Here is a 20258-nt window from a genome sequence, read left to right as displayed (position 1 = left end):
GATTCTTGAAAAGTTGCACCGACTTTGCTCACGTATCAGCGGGACAGGACACTAGAGGCCGGGGCCGCCTTCAGACGGCCGTTTCGTCTTCTTCACCGGTGCGGATGCGCACCACCCGCTCGACCGAGGTCACGAAAATCTTGCCGTCGCCGATCTTGCCTGTGCGGGCCGCGCGAATGATGGCGTCGACGCAGCGCTCGACGTCGTCGGTCTTCACCACCACCTCGACCTTCACCTTGGGCAGGAAATCCACCACATACTCCGCGCCGCGGTAGAGCTCGGTGTGACCCTTCTGCCGCCCGAAACCCTTGACCTCGGTGACGGTCAGGCCGGTCACCCCCTGCTCGGCCAGGGCCTCGCGCACCTCTTCGAGCTTGAACGGTTTGATGACGGCGGTGATCTGTTTCATGCAATGTCTCCAGGCGTGTCTTGGGTGAAGGGGTCGTCGATTCATTATGCCCAAGGCCCTCGCCCAGGTTCTTACACTGGGCCGTCAACCCCACCCACTGAACACCATGACCCACGTCCTGCCCCGCCACGTTCCCATCACCGTCGCCTTTCGGGGTGGTCATCCGGAAAACCTCCACCACGGCTCGCTGGCGGTGGTCAACGCGCAGGGCGAGTTGCTGGCCAGCGTGGGCGATGTGGACTCACCGCTGTTCACCCGCTCGTCGCTCAAACCCTTTCAGGCCATGCCGCTCATGGCACATGCCGACCGCTATGGCCTGAGCGATGCCGACGTCGCCCTGCTGTGCGCCAGCCACAACGGAGAACCCATGCATGTGGAGCGCGTCGCCGCGCTGCTGGGCCGGATCGGTGCCGGCGAATCCAGTCTGGCCTGCGGCACCCACGTGCCCTTCTTCTTCGGGGCCACTGGCGCAGCACCCGAGCCCGGCGCCCGGTTCAACCGCCTGCACCACAACTGCTCCGGCAAGCACACGGGCATGCTGCTGCTGGCGCACGCGCTGGGCGCGCCGCAGGGCGGGTATCTCGACGTGGGGCATGCGGTGCAACTGGAAATCAGCCGCAGCGTGAGCCACTTCTCGGGGGTGCCGATGAGCCAGCTTGTGCGCGGCACCGATGGCTGCAGTGCACCGAACGTCGCCTTGCCCCTGCGCTCACTGGCCCACGCGTTTGCCCGGCTGACACTGCCCACACCCGACCCGGTGTACGGCAATGGACCCAGGCGCATCGCTCGCGCCATGAGCCAGCACCCGGAGCTGGTCAGCGGCCAGGGTCGCAACGACCTTGTTTTGATGCGCGCCGGGCGCGGCGACTGGGTGAGCAAGGTGGGGGCCGACGGCGTGCAGGCACTGGCCAGCTTCAGCCGCGGCATCGGCATTGCAGCCAAGGTCAGCGACGGGCTGCTGCCGCCCTTGATGGTGGCGTTTGTGTCGGCCCTGGAGCAACTGGGCTGGCTCGATGACGAAAGCCGCGCCGCCTTGGCCAGCCTCATCCCGCCGCCGTTGAAAAACGCCGCCGGCATCGAGGTCGGCGAGATGCGTGCTGTGCTGGAACTGCGTTCCGCCTAAGCCCGGTATTTGCTGGTGATCGGGTAGCGCCAGTCCTTGCCGAAACTGCGGTGGGTCACGCGAATGCCCACCGCCGCTTGACGGCGCTTGTACTCGTTGATCCGGATCAGCCGCACCACCTTGTCCACGTCGGCGCGCTCGAAGCCGGCCGCCACGATGCTGTCCGGGCTCTGGTCGTTTTCCATGTAGCGCTCGATGATCGCGTCGAGCACCGGGTATTCGGGCAGGCTGTCCTGGTCCTTCTGGTCCGGGCGCAGTTCGGCACTCGGCGGGCGAACGATGATGCGTTCCGGAATCGGCTGCACACCGGTGCCGTAGGGGTCGTGGGCGTTGCGCCAGCGGGCGAGCTGGAAGACCATGGTCTTGACCACGTCCTTGATCACCGCAAAACCACCGGCCATGTCGCCGTAGAGCGTGCAATAGCCGGTGGCCATCTCGCTCTTGTTGCCGGTGGTCAGCACGATGCTGCCGAACTTGTTGGACAGCGCCATCAGCAGCGTTCCGCGGATGCGCGCCTGCAGGTTTTCTTCGGTCGTGTCCTCGGGCAGGCCGGCGAAGTCGCTGGCCAGGCAGGCCTTGAAGGCCTCGAACGGCGGCGCGATGCCGATTTCGTCGTAACGCACGCCCAGGCGCGCAGCCATGTCGCGCGCGTCGATCCACGAAATGTCGGCCGTGTAGGGCGAAGGCATCATGACCGCGCGCACCCGGTCCCGGCCCAGCGCATCGACCGCGATCGCCAGCACGAGCGCCGAGTCGATGCCGCCCGACAGGCCCAGGATCGCGCCCGGAAAACCGTTCTTGCCGATGTAGTCGCGCACGCCCAGCACCAGTGCATGCCACAGGTCGGCCTCGGTGCTGTGGGCGCGGTCCACCTCGGCTGTGATCTGCCAGCCGGATGCCTCGCGCGTGAAGGCCGCGTCGAACAGGGTCTCTTCAAAACTCACCGCGCGCCCGGCCAGGGAACCATCGGCCGCGAGCACGAAGCTTCGTCCTTCAAAAACAATCTCGTCCTGCCCACCCACGAGGTGGGCGTACACCAGTGGCAGACCGGTGGCCAGGCAGCGCACACGCATGGCGGCCTCGCGATCGCCACCCTTGCCGGCATGGAAAGGTGACGCATTGATGACCGCCAGCAACTGGGCGCCGGCCGCCTTCGCGTCCGCCGCCGGCGCGTCGAACCAGGCGTCTTCGCAGATCAGCAGGCCCACACGAACCGCTTGGCCATCGCTGCCAGCCACATCGAACACGCAGGTCTCGGTGCCCGGCACAAAGTAGCGGCGCTCGTCGAACACCTGGTAGTTGGGCAGCTCGCGCTTGGCGCAGGTGTGGGTCACGGCGCCGGCATGCAACACGCTGGCGGCGTTGTGCAGGTGGGCCACCGACACACTGCGTTCGCGCCGCTGCCCCGGGGCCACGGCGGGCCTGGCCGGGTGTCCCACCACGATGTGCAGGCCTTTGAGGTGTGCGGTGCCGCTGGCCACGGTTTTGAGGGCATCATCACAGGCGTCGATGAAGGCCGGGCGCAGGTACAGGTCTTCGGCGGCATAACCGCACAGGGCGAGTTCGGGGGTGAGCAGCAGGTTCACGCCGCGGGCGTGGGCCGTCTCTGCGGCTTCGATCATCTTCCGGGCGTTGCCCGCCATGTCGCCCACCACGAAGTTGAGCTGGGCCACGCAAATGGAAAGAGTCATGGGGTCTGAAAACGTTGTGAAATGGGCTTTGCGCTCGCTGTGCACCGGAGCCGCAGGTGAGTGAATTTGATTATGTCACCCGGGTCTTTTCGTCCCCGGCGCAGATCGAAGAGTCCGCATGGAATGCCCTGCTGGCCCTTGAACCCGATCCCAGTCCGTTCATGCGCCACGAATACCTGGTGGCCCTGCACGAAAGCGGCAGCGCGCGGCCCCGCGCGGGGTGGCAGGCACAGTTCGTCACGCTCTGGCGCGCAGGCGAACTGCAGGCCGCCTGCCCGATGTACCTGAAGAACAACTCGTACGGCGAATACGTGTTCGACTGGGCCTGGGCCAACGCCTATGCGCAGCATGGGCTGGACTACTACCCCAAGGCGCTCGTGGCGGTGCCGTTCACGCCGGTGCCCGGCGCGCGACTGCTGGCCCGCAATGCCTCGGCCCGCGCCGCCCTGGTCAAGGCCCTGATCCAGCATGTGCGCAACGAGGACCTGTCGTCGGTGCACCTCCTGTTCGCCCAGCCCGCAGATGTCGCTGCCTGCGAAGAGGCCGGCATGATGCTGCGCCACACGGTCCAGTTCCATTGGAAAAACGAGGCGCCCGGCGCAGCAGGCCTGTCGTCATCGTTCACCAGCTTCGAGCATTTCCTCTCCAGCCTGCAACAGGAAAAGCGCAAGAAGATTCGCCAGGAGCGACGCAAGGTCACCGACGCCGGTGTGACGTTTCGCTGGTCTCGCGGGGCCGACATCACCGGGTCGGACTGGGACTTCTTCTACCGCTGCTACGAACGCACCTACCTCGAACACGGCAATGCACCCTACCTCAACCGCGACTTTTTCCGTCGCATGGCGCAGACCCTGCCGCAGCACTGGCTGCTGTTCGTCGCCGAGCGCGAGGGGCGCGCCATCGCCTGCAGCCTGATCGGCATCGACGAGACCGCCCGCGTGGCCTATGGGCGTTACTGGGGCGCGCTCGAACGCGTGGACTGCCTGCATTTCGAGGCCTGTTACTACGCTCCGCTGGCCTGGTGCATCGAGCACAACTTTCGGCGTTTCGAGGGTGGCGCCCAGGGTGAACACAAGATGGCGCGCGCCCTGCTCCCGGTCAGGACCACCAGCGCGCACTGGCTGGCCCATCCTTCGTTTGCAGAGGCCGTCGAGCGTTTCCTGGAGCGCGAGGGACAGGGCATCGGGCAGTACATGGACCACCTGGCCGGACGCAACCCGCTCAAGCCGGGTCTTGCGGTGCGCGCGCCAGCCCCGCCGGTGACCGAGCTGTGACTGGCCTGTCCGGCAAGTCGCTTCGCTAAACTCGCTCGCATGGACGAAACCGACGCCTTCTTCACGCACACCATCGTCGGCGCGCCTTTCTCGGTGCTGCTCGGGCGCCGCCAGGCGCCGGCCAGTGTGTCGACCCAGGGACTGGAGGTGTCGCTCGCCGACGGCCGGGCGGGCCTGAGTGAAGGCTGGCGCAGCTGGGCCTTGCTGGACCACCTCGACCTGCCGGCCGGCACGCCCCGACGCCGCCCCAAACGCCTGCGCCGCTGGCTCGAACGCCATGCCTTGCTCATTGCGGTGTCCGGTCTGCTGATGGTGCTGGGCAGTGCGCTGTTCTGGGGGCTCATGCAGCTGCCCGCCACCGGCTGGATGCCTGCGGGCTGGACAATGGGCTGGCCATGGAACTGAAGACACCACAGGACACCTTGACCATCGACCCGGTGGCGATGAACGTCGTCAACCGCGTGGCGGTGGGCGGAAAGCTCCACGGCGAGCTGGAGTTCAACGGCGGCCTGCTGGTGCAGGGAGAGGTTTCCGGCCACATCCGTGTCAACGGCCCCCTGATCATCTGGACCGGTGGGGTCGTGCGTGGCCGCATCCGCGTGCTGGGCGACCTGTACCTGTTTGGTCACCTCGGGGCCGAGGGCGCCAGCGCGGTCGAGACCAGCCTGGAATGCCAGGGCATGGCCTATGTTTCCCGAACCGGCGTGTCCACCGGTTCGCTGATGGCGCGTCGACTCCAGCTTTACGACGGTGCCAACTTGCAAGGCCCGTTCAAGACCCTCAAACTCGGGGACAACCTGCCGGTGCTCAACGACGTGCTGGCAGACCGCGGCTGAACGACGGCGCCGACAGCACCACGCCCACCAGGAAAAATCGATGAACACATACGCCGATCAAGGCAACCCATCCTGGGTGAATCCGCCCGACGACACCGTCGCAGCTGGCGAGAACCCACCTGCGATCGCGACGTCCCTGGAAGTCCCGGTGGGCAACGCCTTGCCACCGCTGCAATCGGCCTCCATTCCGGTGCTGCAGCCCTTGAACGTATCGGTGGAGACGAGCCACCAAGCCGAAGGCCTGCCCGGGCGCAGCATGCTGGCCGACGGCATGCATTTCGTCGGCAACGCCGTCTTGCGCGGCCCGTGCAGCATCGCCGGCCTGCTCGAGGGCAACCTGCTGCAGGACCAGGGCGCCGAGGTGTCGGTGGTGGTCACGGAAACCGGCCGCGTCAAGGGCGACATCACCGCACAGAAGATTTCCGTGATGGGTCAGACCAACGGCATTCTCGATGCCGGACAGGGCGAGGTCTCGCTGCACGACACGGCGCGTGTCCAGGGTCTTGTCCGGTACGGCCGCATCCAGGTCAACGGCGCCGATCTCAACGCCACGCTGGAGCGGGCGAATCCGCCGGACGGATCGTCCGGCCAGCAGCACTGAGCGGCCGACCCGCCACGTGCACAGTCTGCGTGCCTCCCGAGCGCCCATCCCCACCTCGCGCCGTGCCCGACAGCGAGACCTTGCGCCAGGCGGCGCTTCGCTCGAGCTGGCGGCGCGATCACCGGGTGGGCCGGCGACGCCGCTGGTGGCGCTGGGCCGTGTGGGCCTTGCTGCGCTACGGTTTGCCTCTGCTGCTGTTGGCCGGCACGGTCACGGCGGTTGTCATCATCGCGCTTGCGCACACCCTGGAGAACTGATTCCATGAGCGAACAACCCACCACCACCCGCCTGGTGCCCGCCGAACGCCTGAGTGCCATCACCAGCCTGATCGCCGAAGGGTCGGTGTTCGAAGGGCACTTTCACGCCAGCCGTGACCAGGGCATCAAGATCGACGGCGTTCTCAAGGGCAACATCACGTTCGAGACCGGCGGCACGCTGCACGTGGGCGCCACCGGCGTGGTCGAAAACACCCGGCTCGAGGCCGACCATGTGTTCATTGAAGGCAAGGTGACCGGCACCGTGATTGCGCGCAAGGCGCTGGAGATTGCCGGCTCTGCCACCCTGCTGGGCGATGCGAGCTACGACGAGCTGATCGACATGCACCCCAGGGCCCGGGTGCGCGGCAAGATCGAATACCGCGGCGACATCGACGCCGCCGCGAACTGACCGGGCCGTCCCTCAGGCCTTTTGCGCCTCGTAGGCCGCCATGCCGTCAAGGATCTCCTTGTGGGCAGCGTCCTTGCCTTCCCAGCCGATGACCTTGACCCACTTGCCCGGCTCCAGGTCCTTGTAGTGCTCGAAGAAGTGCTGGATGGTGTTCAGCCGCATCGGGTTCAGGTCTTCCGGCTTCTGCCACTGGGTGTAGATCGACAGGATCTTGTCGATCGGCACCGCCAGCACCTTGCCGTCTTCACCGGCCTCGTCCTGCATCTTGAGGATGCCGATCGCGCGGCAGGGCACCACCACACCGGGGATCAGCGGCACCGGCGTGATCACCAGCACGTCCACCGGATCACCGTCACCGGAGATGGTGCGGGGCACGTAGCCGTAGTTGGTGGGGTAGTGCATGGCCGTGCTCATGAAACGGTCGACGAAGATCGCGCCGGTTTCCTTGTCCACCTCGTACTTGATCGGATCGGCGTTCATCGGGATTTCGATGATCACGTTGAAGCATTCGGGCACGTTCTTGCCAGCGGTGACGTTGTCGAGGGACATGTTGATGGTGGGAGGTTGGTTGAAAACTGAAGCAGCCGGGGCAGGCCTGCTGCCTTCTGGAGAGGCAGGCGGCGTGTCTCATGTGGTGCGCACGCCTAGGATTTACCCTGATTTTACTGATTCGAAGCTGACTTCCATGCCCGGTTTCACTTGCGCGCCCTGAATTGCCGCTAAATTCGCCGTGTTGGCCAATCGCCCTGTTTCAACGCTGTGCAATGCAGCGCAACCGGCAGCGAGGAAGCAACGCAGCGGGGGGAACCCGGAGGCGTTGCCCCTTCCAAGTCGAAACAATGAGGAGCGATTCAATGGTTGGTCAATCTGCGCTGATTTTTGCGTTGGTCTGTGGACTGGTGGCCGTGGCGTACGGTTTCTGGTCCCGCAGCTGGATTCTTTCTCAAGACGCGGGCAACGCCCGCATGCAGGAAATCGCCGGCGCCATTCAGACCGGCGCCGCGGCCTATCTGGCCCGGCAATACAAGACGATTGCGGTGGTGGGTGTCGTGCTGGCCATCCTGATCGGTGTCTTCCTGGATGGGCAAAGTGCCATCGGCTTCGTGCTGGGCGCGGTGCTCTCGGGTGCCTGCGGCTTCATCGGCATGAACATCTCGGTGCGCGCCAACGTGCGAACCGCGCAGGCCGCCACCAAGGGCATCGGCCCGGCGCTTGACGTGGCCTTTCGCGGCGGTGCCATCACCGGCATGCTGGTGGTCGGGCTGGGGCTGCTGGGTGTGGCCGGCTTCTTCTGGTTCCTGGTGGGCAACGGCAACCTGACGCCCGACAAGAACCTGGCCAAGCTGCTCAACCCGCTGATCGGCTTTGCCTTTGGTTCCTCGCTGATCTCGATCTTTGCGCGCCTGGGCGGCGGCATCTTCACCAAGGGTGCCGACGTGGGCGCCGACCTGGTGGGCAAGGTCGAGGCCGGCATCCCGGAAGACGACCCGCGCAACCCGGCGGTGATCGCCGACAACGTGGGCGACAACGTGGGCGACTGCGCCGGCATGGCGGCCGACCTGTTCGAGACCTACGCGGTGACGCTGATCGCGACCATGGTGCTCGGTGCGCTCATGGTGGCGGCCGCGCCCATGCAGGCCGTGCTGTACCCGCTGGTGCTGGGCGGCGTGTCCATCATTGCGTCGATCATCGGCTGCTTCTTCGTCAAGGCCAGCCCGGGCATGAAGAACGTGATGCCGGCGCTCTACAAGGGCCTGGCGATCGCCGGCGTGCTGTCGCTGATCGCCTTCTGGTTCGTCACGGCCTGGATCATGCCGGACAACGCCATCACCGCCACCGGCAGCCAGCTGCGCCTGTGGGGCGCCTGCGCCGTGGGCCTGTTGCTCACCGCTGCGCTGGTCTGGATCACCGAGTTCTACACCGGCACGCAGTACTCGCCTGTGAAGCACATCGCGCAGGCCTCCACCACCGGCCACGGCACCAACATCATTGCCGGTCTGGGTGTCTCCATGCGCTCCACCGCCTGGCCCGTGCTGTTCGTCTGCGTGGGCATCCTGGCCTCCTACCAGCTCGCCGGCCTCTACGGCATTGCCACCGCCGCCACCGCCATGCTCAGCATGGCCGGCATCGTGGTGGCCCTGGACGCCTACGGTCCAATCACCGACAACGCCGGTGGCATCGCCGAGATGGCCGAACTGCCCAGCAGCGTGCGCGACGTGACCGACCCGCTGGATGCCGTGGGCAACACCACCAAGGCGGTGACCAAGGGCTACGCCATCGGCTCGGCCGGTCTGGCCGCGCTGGTGCTCTTTGCCGACTACACCCACAAGCTGGAAACCTACGGCCACCAGATCACTTTCGACCTGAGCGACCCGATGGTCATCATCGGGCTGTTCATCGGCGGCATGATCCCCTACCTGTTCGGTGCCATGGCCATGGAGGCCGTGGGCCGCGCGGCCGGTGCGGTGGTGGTCGAGGTGCGTCGCCAGTTCAAGGAGATCCCCGGCATCATGGAAGGCACGGCCAAGCCCGAGTACGGCCGTGCGGTGGACATGTTGACCACGGCGGCCATCAAGGAAATGGTGATCCCGTCGCTGCTGCCGGTGGTGGTGCCGATCCTGGTGGGCGTGTTCCTTGGTCCCAAGGCGCTGGGTGGCCTGCTCATGGGCACCATCGTCACCGGCCTGTTTGTCGCCATCTCCATGTGCACCGGTGGCGGCGCCTGGGACAACGCCAAGAAATACATCGAGGACGGCCACCACGGTGGCAAGGGCAGCGATGCGCACAAGGCCGCCGTGACCGGCGACACCGTGGGTGACCCTTACAAGGACACCGCCGGCCCGGCCGTGAACCCGCTGATCAAGATCATCAACATCGTCGCGCTGCTGATCGTCCCGCTGCTGCCGATGGCGGCCTGAGCCTTCGCTGACACCTCAAACGGCCCGCTTCGGCGGGCCGTTTTTCGTTCTGACAGGCTCGGCCCCGGCACCCGCAAGCTGGCGCACCACCGCAGCCACGCTCGGCGTGAGCCGCTGCAGTTGCGCCGCTTCGCCACGTTCGATGGCCTGCAACACGAGTTCGTGGATCCCGCCCACCGCCGCCACCGCCATGGTGGGCGTGAGCACCTCGTCCTGCGCGTTGAGGGTCTCCAGCATGTAGTCGGCGAGCTGCTGCATCACCTCGCGGCGCACGGCCGCCCCCGGCGCGCCGAGGTGGTGGATCTCGACGAACAGCAGGCGGATCAATTGCGGTCCCGCCGCCAGGTGCGCCAGGTAGGCGCCCAGCGCCTGCTCGACCTGGTCCTGCCAGGGCCTCTCGGGCTGCACCGCGCCACGCAGCGTGCGCAGGGCCGACGCACTGGCCGCCCGGTACAGCTCGAGGAAACATGCGTCCTTGTCGGCGAAGTGCTCGTAGAAGGTGCGCTTGGACACACCCGCTTCGGCCACCACCGCGGCAATGGACGTGGCCGCCAGGCCCTGTTCGGACGCCACCTGCGCCATCGCCTGCAGCAAGCGTGCGCGGTGCTCGTTCGGGACCGCCTCGGCGGACAAGGTGTTCTTGGGTTTCATGAACCCGCATCTTAGGTGCAGCGCCTTGACAGGCAGCTCGTTGCGGCGCACGATTCGAAGCTGTGGTACGTCAACGTACCAGCCACCCACCCACTTCTGCGCCACGCCATGACCACCCTCACCGTTCGCCGCCTGCTGATCGATCTGGACCAACCCGTGGCACGCCACTGGTGTGCCGACGATGCCTTTCTCACCGCCTGGTTCAACGCCCTGTCGATGAGCTTCCCGGTGGGCGAGCAGTTCTTTCTCGATTCGGTGCGCCACGGCGCCCGTGGCCTGCCGCCCGAGCAGCAGGTGGCGTGGCAGGCCGAGGTGCAGGGCTTCGTGGGCCAGGAGGCCACGCACCGGCGCATCCATGGTTTGTTCAATGCACAGATCGAGCGGCACGGCCTGGTGAACACCTGGGGGCCCCGCATCGAGGAGCGCATGAAGATCCTGGCCGGCGCCGACCCGCGCCATCACCTGGCGATCACCGCGGCCAACGAGCATTTCACTGCCCTGTTCGCCGAATGGATGCTCTCCCACCCCGAGGTGTTCGAGCACACCGAGCCGCGGCTGAAGAACCTGTGGCTGTGGCACAGCGCCGAGGAGTCGGAACACAAATGCACCGCCTTCGACCTCTACCAGGCGCTCGGGGGCAGCCATGCCTGGCGCGTGAAATGGATGCGCCGCGTCACCGTGTTCTTCCTCACCGACGCGCTGCGCCAGACCGTCCTGAACCTGCACAGGGACGGCACGCTGTGGCGCTGGTCCACCTGGCGCAGCGCGGCGCGCCATTTGCTCGGCCGCGAAGGTTTGCTCAGCACCAGCTTCCGACCCTGGCGCGCCTATTTCCGCCCCGATTTCCACCCCAACCAGCAATCGAGCGATCTCTCCAGCCACTGGCTGAGCAACAACGCTGACCAGTACACGCGCGTCGGGGCGGGTTGAGCGCGCCGCCGTGTCGCCACCCCATGGGGTGTCATCGATAATGGCCCCATGTCCGAACGTGTCATCCCCCTGATCGATCAGCGCCTCGTCAACACCGTGGCACGCGTCCCCACCGCCCTGGTGGCGCCCACCGGCCTGTTGGGCGACGCGCTCGGTCGCCCGCTGCGCGACCTGCGCATCAGCGTGACCGACCGCTGCAATTTCCGCTGCAGCTATTGCATGCCGAAGGAAATCTTCGACAAGGACTACGCCTACCTGCCGCACAGCTCGCTGCTCACTTTCGAGGAGATCACTCGCGTGGCCACGCAGTTCGTGGCCCACGGCGTGCAGAAGATCCGCCTCACGGGCGGCGAGCCGCTGCTGCGCAAGAACCTGGAAATCCTGATCGAACAACTGGCGGCGCTGCGCACCACCGAAGGCCGGCCGCTCGACATCACGCTGACCACCAACGGCTCGCTGCTCAAGCGCAAGGCCGCCTCGCTCAAGGCCGCGGGTCTGCAGCGCGTGACGGTGAGCCTGGACGGTCTGGACGACAGCGTCTTTCGCGCCATGAACGACGTCGACTTCCCCGTGGCCGATGTGCTCGAGGGCATCGAAGCGGCGCAGGCCGCCGGCCTGGGGCCGATCAAGGTCAACATGGTGGTCAAGCGCGGCACCAACGACCATCAGATCCTGCCGATGGCGCGCCACTTCAAAGGCACGGGCATCGTGCTGCGCTTCATCGAATACATGGACGTGGGCGCCACCAACGGCTGGCGCATGGACGAAGTGCTGCCCAGCGCCGAGGTGGTGCAGCGCATCCACGCCGAACTGCCTCTGGTTCAGCTCGGTGCGTCCGCACCGGGCGAGACCGCCGAACGCTGGGGCCATGCCGACGGCTCGGGAGAAATCGGCGTGATCAGCAGCGTCACGCAGGCCTTCTGCAGCGACTGCAACCGCGCCCGCCTGTCCACCGAAGGGCAGCTCTACCTGTGCCTGTTCGCCAGCCAGGGCCACGACCTGCGCCCCCTCATTCGCGGCGGCGCCACCGACGCAGAGCTGGGCAGTGCGATTGCGGCCATCTGGCAGGGACGCAGCGACCGGTATTCAGAACTGCGCGCCAGCCTTCCGCCCGACGCCTCGACCGGCACCCGCAGAGTCGAGATGAGCTACATCGGCGGCTGATTGAAATACCCCTGCGCCGGTTCCACCGCATGCCGGGCAAGACACCTCTTTGATCGGAACGATTTGTGATCCACAGCCATGAAATCACGGGCCTGGTGCTCGCCGGGGGCCGCGGCTCCCGCATGGGCGGCCTCGACAAGGGCCTGCAGAACTTCAACGGCACGCCGCTGGCGCTTCACACGGTGCTGCGCCTGCAGATGCAGGAAGGCGGCCTGATCGGGGAGCTGATGCTCAACGCCAACCGCAATCTCGCCGCCTACGAGGCGTTCGGCGCGCCGGTGTGGCCCGACACCCTGAGCGACTTCGCCGGGCCGCTGGCCGGCTTCATGACGGGCCTGGAACGCTGCGAGACGCCCTACATGCTCACGGTGCCTTGCGACACGCCGCTGTTTCCCTTCGATCTGGCCCAGCGCCTGGCCAGGGCCTTCGACGACGAAAGCACCGAGATCGCCATGGCCGCCGCACCCGAGGAAGACGGGCAACTGCGACCGCAGCCGGTGTTCTGCCTGATGCAGGTGCACCTGCTCGAGAGCCTGGTGGCTTTCACGCAGGGGGGCGGCCGCAAGATCGACGCCTGGACTGCGCAGCACAAGACCGTGATCGTGCCGTTCGACCAGCCCGGTGACGATCCGCGCGCTTTCCACAACACCAACACCCTGGCCGAATTGCACGCGCTGGAAAAGGGCTGATGGCATGAAGACGATCGAGCAGATCGCGGCCGAGCTGCAGGGTTACGACCCGCAAGCGCTGAGCGCGGACCGTGTCAACGAATTCCTCGCCCAACTGGTGCAGCCGGTGACGGCCACCGAAGCGGTGGGTGTGTTCGAGGCGCTGGACCGGGTGCTCGCTGCCGACGTGATCTCGCCCATCAGCGTCCCGCCGCACGACAACTCGGCCATGGACGGCTTTGCGTTCGACAGTGCACTGCTCAAGGCGGGCGCGCCGCTGAGGCTGCGCGTGGCGGGCACCGCCTTCGCGGGCAAGGCCTGGGCGGGATCCTTGCAAGCCGACCAGTGCCTGAAGATCATGACCGGCGCCATCATGCCGGCCGCGCTCGACACGGTGGTGCCGCTGGAGTTCGTGAAGGTCGACGGTGATGTGGTCGAGATCCCGCCGGGCGTGGTGAGGTCGGGCGACAACCGACGCCTGCTCGGCGAAGACCTGATGGCCGGACAGCCGGCGTTGCGCCAGGGCCAGACGCTGGGACCGGCCGCCCTCGGCCTGATCGCCAGCCTGGGCTTGCCGACGGTGACGGTGTTCCGCCGCATCAAGGTGGCGTACTTCTCCACCGGCGATGAAATCCTCACCTTGGGTGAACCGATCCGCGAAGGCGCGGTGTTCGACAGCAACCGCTACACCGTCTTCGGCCTGCTCAAGCGCATGGGCGTGGACGTGATCGACATGGGCGTGGTGCGCGACGAGCCGGCCCTGCTCGAAGCCGCTTTCCGCGCCGCCGCGCAACAGGCCGACGCCATCATCACCAGCGGCGGGGTGAGCATGGGCGAGGCCGACCACACCAAGGCCATGATGAAGCAGCTGGGCGATGTGGCGTTCTGGCGCATCGCCATGCGGCCGGGGCGCCCGATGGCGGTGGGTCGAATCTCCGAAGCGGGCAAGTCCTCTGTGCTGTTCGGTTTGCCCGGCAACCCGGTGGCGGTGATGGTGACCTTCCTCGCGTTCGTGCGCCCGGCCCTGCAACGGCTCATGGGTGGCACGGCAACGCCGCCGGTGCTGCTGCAAGCGAAGAGCCTGGAGCCGCTGCGCAAGAAGCCGGGGCGCACCGAATATCAGCGAGGCATGGTCAGCCGTGCGGCCGACGGCTCACTCACGGTCCGCATCACGGGCAACCAGGGATCGGGCGTTCTCAGCTCCATGGTGCAAGCCAACGGCCTGATCGTCCTGCACCACGACCAGGGAAATGTTGCCGTTGGCGATCTCGTTGACGTGATGATGTTTTCTGGAGTGGTCTGAGGTTTTTCACCGGTGAGCCCGGTCATCGGCGACCACGGGGCACGGCTCCGCGAATGTCCTCCGGGGCCTGCGGCCCCTCCCCCTTTACTTCGCTGCGCCGCGTCCCATGGCCGCCGATGCCCTCGTTTGTACTCGTCCAGTGCTCACTCCAAGTTCACTTCACCTCGTGAGCGCATGGCGCTCTGCGCAGCGAAGTAAAGGAGGAGGCGGCTCCAGCCGCCGGGGGACATTCGCGGAGCAGAGCGCCATGCGCTCACGAGCCCGCGAGGTGCAGGAAAGAAACACAACGCCAGAAAGAATCACTTCGCCGCAACGACCTCTACAGGCACAGGCACATCCACCGGCGGCTGATGCGACTTCGCGCGCGACAACAGCGAATACATGGTGGGCACCACAAAGATCGTGAGCAGGGTGCCCACGCTCATGCCGCCCACGATCACCCAGCCGATCTGTTGCCGGCTCTCGGCGCCCGCACCACTGGCCAGGGCCAGCGGAATCGCGCCCAGCACCATCGCACCGGTGGTCATCAGGATGGGGCGCAGGCGCAGTGCCGCCGAACGTTTGACCGCCTCGAGCTTGTCCATCCCCTGCTCACGCAGCTGGTTGGCGAACTCCACGATCAGGATGCCGTGTTTGGTGATCAGGCCCACCAGCGTGATCAGCCCGATCTGGCTGAACACGTTGAGCGTGCCGCCGGTCAGCTTGAGCGCCAGCAAGGCGCCCAGCATGGAGAGCGGCACGCTCAGCATGATGATGAAGGGATCGACAAAACTCTCGAACTGGGCGGCCAGCACCAGGTAGATGAACAGCAGCGAGAGCACGAACACGATCGCCAGCGATCCCGATGAATTGCGGAACTCGCGGCTCTGGCCGTTGAGGTCGGTGGTGTAGCCCGCGGGCAGCAGCTCGCGTGCGGTGTCGTCCATGAAATCGAGGGCCTCGCCCATGGAGTACTCGGGCGAGAGGTTGGCCGTGATGGAGGCGCTGCGGCGCTGGCCGAAGTGGTTGAGTTCGCGGGGCACCACCACCTCGCGGGTGGTCACCAGCGAGGCCAGCGGGATCATGGCGTCGCCGCGCCCGCGCACGAACAGGCGGTCGATGTCCTCGGGTGTGCTGCGGTTGGCCGAGACCATCTGCACGACCACGTCGTACTGCTCGCCGTCGCGTTTGTAGCGCGTCACGGTGCGCCCGCCCAGCATGGTCTCCACCGTGCGTGCGATGGCATCCACGGTCACGCCCATGTCGGCTGCGCGCTCGCGGTCCACGTCCATGCGGATCTCCGGCTTGTTCAGCCGCAGGTCGGTGTCCACCTGCACGAAGCCCGGGTTCTGCGCGAGCTTGTCCTGGAACTGGCGCACCACCCGCGAGAGGTTCTCGTAGCTGTCGCCGGTGACGATCACGTAGTTGATCGGCCGCTCGCGAAAGCCCTGCCCCAGCGACGGTGGCGTGATCGGAAAGGCACTGATGCCGGGCAAGGCAGCGATCCTGGGCGCCAGTTCCCGTGCGATGTCCATGGTCGTGCGGTCGCGCTCTTCCCACGACTTGCCGCGCATGATCACGCTGCCTTGCGCCACCGACGGGTTGCCCACGATGGTGAAGATGCGCTCGAACTCGGGAATGTCCTGGCCCATGCGCTCGATCGCTTCGGCGTATTTGCGGGTGTAGGCCAGCGTGGCGCCATCGGGGCCGTTGATCGACGCCAGCACCACGCCACGGTCTTCCATGGGGGCGAGTTCCTGGCGCGTGTTCTGCAGCAACAGCCAGCTGCCCAGCGCACTGGCGAGCATCACCGCCACGACCAGCCAGCGCAGGTTCAGCGACCGACCGAGCACGCGCGCATAACCGTCACTCAGTGCGGTCAGGCGGCGTTCCATGAAGCTGTCGAAACGACCCGGTTTGGGGTTGTGCCGCAGCAGCTTGGAGCACATCATGGGCGACAGCGTGAGGGCCACGAAACCCGAGACCACCACCGCTCCCGCCAGCGCCAGCGCGAACTCGGCAAACAGCCGCCCGGTGCGCCCTGGCGTGAACGCCAGCGGCGCGTACACCGCGGCCAGCGTGAGCGTCATGGCCACCACCGCGAAACCGATCTCGCGCGCACCCTTGATGGCGGCCTCGAAGGGCTTCATGCCTTCCTCGATGTGGCGGTAGATGTTCTCCAGCACCACGATCGAGTCGTCCACCACCAGTCCGATGGCCAGCACCAGCGCCAGCAGTGTGAGCGTGTTGATCGAAAAGCCGAACAGGGCCATCAGCGCGAAGCAGCCGATCAGGCTCACCGGGATGGTCACCAGCGGAATGATCGAGGCACGCAGCGTGCGCAGGAACAGGAAGATCACCAGCGCCACCAGCACCGCGGCCTCGGCGATGGTGGTGTACACGGCCTTGATTGACCGGTCGATGAAGATCGAGTTGTCGTTGGCCACCTCCACCCGCACGCCCTCGGGCAGGTCGGCCAGGATGCGTGGCAGCATCGCCTGCACACCGGCAGACAGGTCCAGCGGGTTGGCGGTGGACTGGCGGATCACGCCCAGCGAAATGGCGTCGCGCCCGTTGTAGCGAACCGAGGTCCGCTCGTCTTGCGGCGCCTGCTCGACCCGGGCCACATCGCCGACGCGGATGGTCTGACCGTTGACGGTGCGCACACCGATCTGGCGAAACTGCTCGGGCGTCTGCAGGTCGGTCGCAGCGGTCACGTTGAACTCGCGCTGCGCGCTTTCAATGCGGCCGGCCGGCACTTCGAGGTTGGAGCGGCGCAAGGCGTCTTCCACGTCCTGCACCGTGAGGCTGTAGGCGGCCAGCCGGTCGGCATCGAGCCAGATCCGCATGGCGTAACGCCGTTCGCCGAAGATGCGCACGTCGGCAGCGCCCGGTGCGGTCTGCAGGCGCGGCTTGACCACACGGTTGGCCAGGTCGCTGAGCTCCAGCGACGACATGGCGTCCGAGGTGAGCGCCAGCCAGACCACCGGCTGGGCGTCGGCCTCGACCTTGGCGATCACCGGTTCGTCCACGTCCTGAGGCAGCCGCTGGCGCACGCGGCTGACCTTGTCGCGCACATCGGCCGCGGCCGAATCGGGATCGCGCTCGAGCTTGAAGCGCACCGTGATCTGGCTCTGCTCCTGGCGGCTGATCGAGGTGATGATGTCCACACCCTCGATGCCCGCGAGCGAGTCCTCGAGCACCTTGGTGACCTGGGTTTCGATCACCTCGCTGGAGGCCCCGCCGAAGGTGGTCGATACCGTGACGTTGGGCTCGTCGATGCGCGGGTACTCCCGCACGGTGAGGCCACTGAAGGCCACCGCGCCCACCAGCAGGATCAGCAGCGAGAGCACGGTGGCAAACACCGGGCGCCGGATGGCAATTTCAGGCAGTTGCATGGGAAGTCCCGGTGCTCGGGTGTCAGGGCCTGGAGGCAGGAGCGGCGGGCGCCGCCCCGGCGTTGGTGTTCGCCATGTTGACCACCCGCACGGGCGTGCCGTCGCGTTGCAGGCGCTGCTGCCCGGCCACCACCACGGTGTCGCCGGCGGCCACGCCCTTGACGATCTGCACCTCGGCGCCGCGGCGCACACCGGTCTCGACCTCGACGCGACGCGACACCAGCTTTCGCGCGTCGCCCTGCCCCTGCTCGTCGAGCAGAAAGACAAATTGCTTGCCACCCTGCGGCACCATCGCCTCTTCAGGCACCACCAGGGCCGCGTCGTTCACCGCGAACACGATGAGCACGCGGGCGAACATGCCGGGGCGAAGGTCTGAGCCGGGTGTTCTGGGCATCACCGCGCGCACCGACATCGAGCGCCCGTTGGCATCGAGCAGCGGGTCGACCGCCAGCACCCGGGCCTCGAAGGTCTGGCCCGGCAGCGCGTCGAGCTGCACCTGCACACCCTGACCGGCGGCGATGCTGCTCTGGTACCGCTCGGGCAGACGGAAGTCCACCGTCAGCTCGGAGGTGTCCTCCAGGTTCACCAGGGGGTCGCCATCGCCCACGTACTGGCCGAGGTTGATGCTGCGCAGGCCCAGGGTGCCGTTGAACGGCGCGGTGATGCGCATGCGCTGCATGCGCGCCGTGGCCAGCGCCACCTGGGCTTCGGCCACCTGCAGGTTGGCCTGGCTTTCTTCCACCACGCGGGTGGCCACGAAGTTCTCGGCCACCAGTTCCTGGTTGCGCTTGAGATTGGCGCGCGCGATCGAGAGTTGTGCCTGCGCCTGGCTGAGCTCGGCGCGCTGCAGGGTGTCGTCGAGCTGCACCAGCAGCTGTCCGGTCCTGACCTGTGCACCGTCGGCAAAAGCGATGCGGGCCACGCGACCACTGACCTCGGGCTTGAGGGTGACGCTCTGGCGCGAGCGCAGCGTGCCCACCGCCTGTGCGTCGTCCTGCAGCCGAACCGCCTTGACTTTCGTCACCTCGACGCCGGGTGTGCCGCCGCCGGGTCGGGCAGCGCCCGCAGGGGCTGCGGCGGGTGCGGCCGTGGCGGCCGGCGACCCTGGCTTGTTCTGCAGCCACCAGGCCGCGCCCGAGGCCAGGCCGATGCCCACAATCGCCACCAGCACATAAATCGGTTTCTGGGCCATGGTTGTTTCAGGAGAGGGTCAGACAGGGAATGCCGACAACGAGCAAGGCCCATGCCGGACCATCGGTTGCATGCTCACCGTTGCGCAATGTAACAGTGCTGAGCGAAGCGCTGGAGGCGAAGTTCCCATCGCCCCTCACGCCCGTCGGGTGCTGGTCAGCCGGGCACGCCGCGGTTGGCCAGCGCGTCGGCACGCTCGTTGCCAGGGTCTCCGGCATGACCCTTCACCCAATGCCATTCGATCTGGTGGATGCCGCCATGCACCAGGGCGTCCAGGCGTTGCCAGAGGTCAGCGTTCTTCACCGGCTGTTTGGCGGCGGTCGTCCAGCCCTTGCGCTTCCAGCCGTGGATCCATTCGGTGATGCCCTTGCGCACGTACTCGCTGTCGAGGTAGAGCGAGACCCGGCACGGGCGCTTGAGCGCGACCAGGGCCTCGATCACCGCGGTCAGTTCCATGCGGTTGTTGGTCGTTTCCCGCTCTCCCCCCCAGAGTTCCTTTTCATGCCCATCGGACTTCAGAAAGACGCCCCAGCCACCGGGCCCGGGGTTGCCCTTGCAGGCGCCGTCGGTGTAGATCACCACATGGTTCAAACGTCACACTCCTCGATGGGTTCTTGGGAAAAAGGAAATCTGTCAGCGCCGGTTGGCCACCGGCACCGGGGCGGGCGAAGCAGCGCGCCTGGGCTTCCAGGCCGGACCCAGCAGCCGCATGCCGCGCACCCGCTTGACCGCGACCACAAAATACACGGCGCCGAAAATCGGCCACCAGCGCGCGCCCGCCCGGTCCATCCACGCCGCGCGCTGCAGCCATTGGTCGGTCTTCATCGCCGGACGGTAGCAACCATACCGGTCCGACTCGAGCTCAAGGCTCAGCAGCTGCAGCCAGTCGCGCAGGCGCCAGGGACCGATGAAATCACCGGCGTCCGGCAGGAAGAGGTTGGAGGCGCCCAGCATCGACACGCCCATGCGCTCGCACAGGCGTGCGCGGCCCTGACGCAGGCCCCACAGGCTGCCGGGGTTGAAGCCGGAGATGACCACGCGCCCCTCGGGCACCAGCACCCGCTCCACCTCACGCAGCACCTGGTGCGGATCGGCGCTGAGTTCGAGCGTGTGCGGCAACACCACCAGATCAAGGCTGGCCGCTGGAAAGGGCAGCGCCGCGGCATCGGTGACCAGGGCAACGTTCAGGCGCGGCGGCGCACCGGCAGCCCCGCCCGCGTCCACCGCGGCGGTGCTGGCCGGCAGCGTCTCTTCAGGCAAGGCCAGCCAGCGGTGTGGCATGCGATTGGATCGCAGGGTCTGCAGCTCGGGCAGACCCAGTTGCAGCGCGTTGTAGCCAAACAGGTCGGCCACCGCCAGATCGAACTGGGCCTGCTCCCAGCCCAACAGGTATTGGCCTGGCGGGGTCTGGAACCATTCGGTCAAACCATTCATTTTTTCGGGCATCGATCGCTGG

Annotated in this window: 20 protein-coding genes; 12 read left to right on the top strand and 8 right to left on the bottom strand. The window is 66.8% G+C overall.

What is annotated here, in order from left to right; translation table 11 throughout:
* Window positions 1-70 precede the first annotated feature (70 nt).
* Window positions 71-409, bottom strand: a complete 339-nt coding sequence (locus QUV35_RS08595; protein WP_069046374.1) for a P-II family nitrogen regulator — start codon at window positions 407-409, stop codon at window positions 71-73.
* Window positions 410-515: 106 nt separating this feature from the next.
* Between QUV35_RS08595 and QUV35_RS08590 the strand changes: the two genes are divergently transcribed.
* Window positions 516-1532, top strand: coding sequence for an asparaginase (locus QUV35_RS08590; protein WP_300872703.1), 1017 nt, complete (start codon window positions 516-518; stop codon window positions 1530-1532).
* Here the strand turns inward: QUV35_RS08590 and QUV35_RS08585 are convergent.
* On the bottom strand, window positions 1529-3223 hold the full coding sequence (locus QUV35_RS08585; protein ID WP_300872701.1) for an NAD+ synthase: 1695 nt from the start codon (window positions 3221-3223) through the stop codon (window positions 1529-1531). The genes QUV35_RS08590 and QUV35_RS08585 overlap by 4 nt on opposite strands.
* Before the next feature lie 56 nt (window positions 3224-3279).
* Here QUV35_RS08585 and QUV35_RS08580 point away from each other — a divergent pair, with 56 nt between their 5' ends.
* From QUV35_RS08580 to QUV35_RS08555, 6 genes are all read left to right on the top strand, one after another.
* Window positions 3280-4497 (top strand): GNAT family N-acetyltransferase, encoded by a 1218-nt coding sequence (locus tag QUV35_RS08580; RefSeq protein ID WP_300872699.1) that lies wholly within the window; start codon window positions 3280-3282, stop codon window positions 4495-4497.
* A gap of 39 nt (window positions 4498-4536) precedes the next feature.
* The gene (locus QUV35_RS08575) at window positions 4537-4902 is read left to right on the top strand and encodes a hypothetical protein (protein WP_300872697.1); all 366 of its coding nucleotides are present in this window, start codon (window positions 4537-4539) and stop codon (window positions 4900-4902) included.
* Window positions 4893-5333: a polymer-forming cytoskeletal protein gene (locus QUV35_RS08570; protein ID WP_300872695.1), complete on the top strand. Its 441-nt coding sequence runs from the start codon at window positions 4893-4895 to the stop codon at window positions 5331-5333. The genes QUV35_RS08575 and QUV35_RS08570 overlap by 10 nt, the downstream gene beginning before the upstream one ends.
* 40 nt (window positions 5334-5373) lie before the next feature.
* Complete coding sequence (locus QUV35_RS08565; protein ID WP_300872693.1) at window positions 5374-5934, top strand: polymer-forming cytoskeletal protein; 561 nt, start codon at window positions 5374-5376, stop codon at window positions 5932-5934.
* 62 nt (window positions 5935-5996) lie between these two features.
* Complete coding sequence (locus tag QUV35_RS08560) at window positions 5997-6191, top strand: hypothetical protein (protein ID WP_300872691.1); 195 nt, start codon at window positions 5997-5999, stop codon at window positions 6189-6191.
* 4 nt (window positions 6192-6195) lie between these two features.
* Entirely contained in the window at window positions 6196-6600 is a 405-nt protein-coding gene (locus QUV35_RS08555) for a polymer-forming cytoskeletal protein (protein ID WP_300872689.1), read from the top strand.
* 12 nt (window positions 6601-6612) lie between these two features.
* On the opposite strand, the gene ppa is transcribed toward QUV35_RS08555, so the two are convergent.
* Complete coding sequence (gene ppa / locus QUV35_RS08550; RefSeq protein ID WP_300872687.1) at window positions 6613-7149, bottom strand: inorganic diphosphatase; 537 nt, start codon at window positions 7147-7149, stop codon at window positions 6613-6615.
* A gap of 305 nt (window positions 7150-7454) precedes the next feature.
* Between ppa and QUV35_RS08545 the strand changes: the two genes are divergently transcribed.
* A complete protein-coding gene (locus QUV35_RS08545) occupies window positions 7455-9518 on the top strand; it encodes a sodium-translocating pyrophosphatase (protein ID WP_300872685.1) in 2064 nt (687 codons plus the stop codon).
* A 15-nt stretch (window positions 9519-9533) separates the two neighbouring features.
* Here the strand turns inward: QUV35_RS08545 and QUV35_RS08540 are convergent, their stop codons facing one another.
* On the bottom strand, window positions 9534-10169 hold the full coding sequence (locus QUV35_RS08540) for a TetR/AcrR family transcriptional regulator (protein WP_300872683.1): 636 nt from the start codon (window positions 10167-10169) through the stop codon (window positions 9534-9536).
* A 108-nt stretch (window positions 10170-10277) separates the two neighbouring features.
* Here QUV35_RS08540 and QUV35_RS08535 point away from each other — a divergent pair, with 108 nt between their 5' ends.
* The 4 genes from QUV35_RS08535 to glp all read left to right on the top strand — a co-directional run bounded on the left by QUV35_RS08535 (window position 10278) and on the right by glp (window position 14234).
* On the top strand, window positions 10278-11099 hold the full coding sequence (locus tag QUV35_RS08535) for a metal-dependent hydrolase (protein WP_300872681.1): 822 nt from the start codon (window positions 10278-10280) through the stop codon (window positions 11097-11099).
* Between the two features lie 48 nt (window positions 11100-11147).
* On the top strand, window positions 11148-12263 hold the full coding sequence (gene moaA / locus QUV35_RS08530; protein ID WP_300872679.1) for a GTP 3',8-cyclase MoaA: 1116 nt from the start codon (window positions 11148-11150) through the stop codon (window positions 12261-12263).
* Between the two features lie 65 nt (window positions 12264-12328).
* On the top strand, window positions 12329-12952 hold the full coding sequence (gene mobA, locus QUV35_RS08525) for a molybdenum cofactor guanylyltransferase MobA (RefSeq protein ID WP_300872677.1): 624 nt from the start codon (window positions 12329-12331) through the stop codon (window positions 12950-12952).
* Window positions 12953-12956: 4 nt separating this feature from the next.
* Window positions 12957-14234, top strand: a complete 1278-nt coding sequence (gene glp, locus QUV35_RS08520) for a gephyrin-like molybdotransferase Glp (protein WP_300872675.1) — start codon at window positions 12957-12959, stop codon at window positions 14232-14234.
* Between the two features lie 299 nt (window positions 14235-14533).
* Here the strand turns inward: glp and QUV35_RS08515 are convergent, their stop codons facing one another.
* From QUV35_RS08515 to QUV35_RS08500, 4 genes are all read right to left on the bottom strand, one after another.
* Window positions 14534-17611: an efflux RND transporter permease subunit gene (locus QUV35_RS08515; protein WP_300872673.1), complete on the bottom strand. Its 3078-nt coding sequence runs from the start codon at window positions 17609-17611 to the stop codon at window positions 14534-14536.
* Window positions 17612-17633: 22 nt separating this feature from the next.
* Window positions 17634-18803, bottom strand: coding sequence for an efflux RND transporter periplasmic adaptor subunit (locus tag QUV35_RS08510; protein WP_300872671.1), 1170 nt, complete (start codon window positions 18801-18803; stop codon window positions 17634-17636).
* A 155-nt stretch (window positions 18804-18958) separates the two neighbouring features.
* Window positions 18959-19393 carry a ribonuclease HI gene (rnhA, locus tag QUV35_RS08505; RefSeq protein WP_300872669.1) on the bottom strand — a complete coding sequence of 145 codons (435 nt, stop codon included), beginning with the start codon at window positions 19391-19393 and terminating at the stop codon, window positions 18959-18961.
* Between the two features lie 42 nt (window positions 19394-19435).
* Entirely contained in the window at window positions 19436-20236 is an 801-nt protein-coding gene (locus tag QUV35_RS08500) for a class I SAM-dependent methyltransferase (protein WP_300872667.1), read from the bottom strand.
* Window positions 20237-20258: the final 22 nt, after the last annotated feature.

This window comes from Hydrogenophaga sp. (genome assembly GCF_030373225.1).
Taxonomy (GTDB): domain Bacteria; phylum Pseudomonadota; class Gammaproteobacteria; order Burkholderiales; family Burkholderiaceae_C; genus Hydrogenophaga.
The sequence above is the reverse complement of the archived record's forward strand: the minus strand, read 5'-3'. Positions and strand labels throughout refer to the sequence as shown.